Source organism: Paraburkholderia sp., assembly GCF_049581445.1.
Taxonomy (GTDB): domain Bacteria; phylum Pseudomonadota; class Gammaproteobacteria; order Burkholderiales; family Burkholderiaceae; genus Paraburkholderia.
The window spans coordinates 1-2,042 of record NZ_JBAURZ010000286.1 but is presented as its reverse complement, the minus strand read 5'-3'; the positions used below and the strand labels follow the sequence as shown (position 1 = coordinate 2,042).

General features: G+C 62.9%; 3 protein-coding genes. All 3 read right to left on the bottom strand.

Annotated features, from left to right (window positions below; translation table 11 throughout):
* Nucleotides 1-161: 161 nt before the first annotated feature.
* The gene (locus WCA85_RS23680) at nucleotides 162-953 is read right to left on the bottom strand and encodes a TatD family hydrolase (protein WP_424067286.1); all 792 of its coding nucleotides are present in this window, start codon (nucleotides 951-953) and stop codon (nucleotides 162-164) included.
* Between the two features lie 105 nt (nucleotides 954-1,058).
* Complete coding sequence (locus tag WCA85_RS23675; protein ID WP_424067285.1) at nucleotides 1,059-1,565, bottom strand: N-acetyltransferase family protein; 507 nt, start codon at nucleotides 1,563-1,565, stop codon at nucleotides 1,059-1,061.
* Nucleotides 1,566-1,709: 144 nt separating this feature from the next.
* A partial coding sequence (locus WCA85_RS23670) for a DNA polymerase III subunit delta' C-terminal domain-containing protein (protein WP_424067284.1) occupies nucleotides 1,710-2,042 on the bottom strand: 333 nt, incomplete at its 5' end.

The following is a 2,042-nucleotide window of genomic DNA, read 5'->3' as shown; positions in this document are numbered from 1 at the left end:
GGGTCATGCCGCGCCGCAACGCCGATTGGCGGCGAGCCGTCTTGATGGTGGCGGCCGTGGTGATCGGGGCGTGGCTGTGTGTCGAAATGCGCGTCTGGTTATTGCTCATATTTGGCTTTAAAAATCGTCCGTATCCTGTTGATAATATTCAAATTCAAGACTTAGGCGCTGACGGGCGCAGGGATCTTGAAGAGCCGGAAAAAGTTCGCGGTGGTGGCCGAAGCCAATGCCGCGTCCGGCATCTCGCGTTGTTGCGCGATGAAGCGTCCGACATAACTTACGTACGCAGGTTCATTCGGCTTGCCACGATAAGGCACCGGCGCCAGATACGGCGAGTCGGTTTCAATCAGCAAACGCTCAAGCGGCACACGCCGCGCGACGTCCTGCACGTCCGTCGCGCTTTTGAACGTGACGATGCCCGACAGCGAAATGTAAAAATTCTGCGCCAAAGCCTGCTCGGCGATCGCCCACGGCTCGGTAAAGCAGTGCATCACGCCGCCTGGCTCGCCCGCGCGCTCTTCGGCCATGATGCGCAACGTGTCTTCCGCCGACGAACGGGTGTGGATGATGAGCGGCTTGCCCGTGGCATGCGCGGCGCGGATATGGGTGCGAAAACGCTCGCGCTGCCATTCCATATCGGCAATCGACCGGCCTTCCAGACGATAGTAGTCAAGACCCGTCTCGCCGATCGCCACCACCTTGGGATGCTTTGCCAGTTCGACCAGTTCGGCCACGCTCGGCTCCTGCGCATCCTCGTGATCCGGATGCACGCCCACCGACGCGTAGACGTTGTCGTACGCATCGGCCACCGCCAGCACCGACGGCAAGCTCTCCAGGTCGACGGACACGCACAGCGCATGCGTGACCGAATGGCTGCGCATGTTCTCGATCACCTGTGGCAGGCGGTCAGCGAGTCCTTCGAAGTTGATATGGCAGTGCGAGTCGACAAACATGATGAAGTCCTGCGATGAATCCGGTGGTTGTCCGAGACAATCTGCCCGGGCGGTTGTTTCAGTTTTCGGGGTGCCGGGCGCGCTTGCGAGAATGCTAACGCTGCGTCAAGCGGCGGCCTCGAGCCGCAGCCCAAGGATCACGAGATCACGCTCGACACCGTCCAGCACTGCAACCCGCGGCAACGTGCCCCACGCGGCAAAGCCGAAGTTGCCAAAGAGCCGCAAGCTCGCCTCATTGTGGCCGAAAACGAAGCCCAGCACGGTGTCGATGCCGAGCGCGGGCGCCGCATCCAGCGCGGCGGCCAGCATTTGCTTGCCGAGCCCTTTGCCACGCGCGCGCTCGTCCAGATAAATGCTGACCTCGGCGGTGCGCAGATACGCAGGACGGCCGTAGAAATCCGAAAAACTCAGCCACGCAATCACGTGGCCGGCGTCTTCAACGACCCACAGCGGACGCTTTTGCGGACCATGCGCGTGAAACCAGGCGAGCCGGCTCTCGACGCTCACCGGCTCGAGGTCCGCCGTGACCTGGCGCGACGGCACGGTCGAGTTATAGATGGCGACGATGGCAGGCAGGTCGTCGAGGGTGGCATCGCGATACGAAAGGCTCATGGTGTCGGACAGGTCAAGCGTCAATCGGAGGGCGCTATGGTACGTCTAGGCACACGTATGCGGTGGATCATGCGCATGGCCGCTTTTGCCGCGCGCCAGCGTCGCGCCTGGACGTCGAGGCAAGCGGCCACGTGCGCAACAGGCTCACGCGAACAGCGCGCGATAGCCGATAAACAGTTCTTCGAACACCAGCCGGGCATTCAGCGGATGGTTTTCAACTGCCCGCTGACGCGTCACGGTCTTGATGAAACGGGCGAATGCGCTGGCGTCGGCTTGTCCGGCGCAACGCGCGAGCGCGTTGGCGGCCTGCGGGAAATAACGCGGCGTGCCGGCCGTGCGCTGCGCCAGCAGGTCGTACAGCCAGCGTTGCAGCCAGCCTAGCACGAGCGGCACAGGCAGTTTCTGCAGCGTCTCGGCGCAGGCGAAGGCATCGCAGTCGGCGCCCGCGGCCAACTGCTTCAGGGTCCAGTCGCGTAA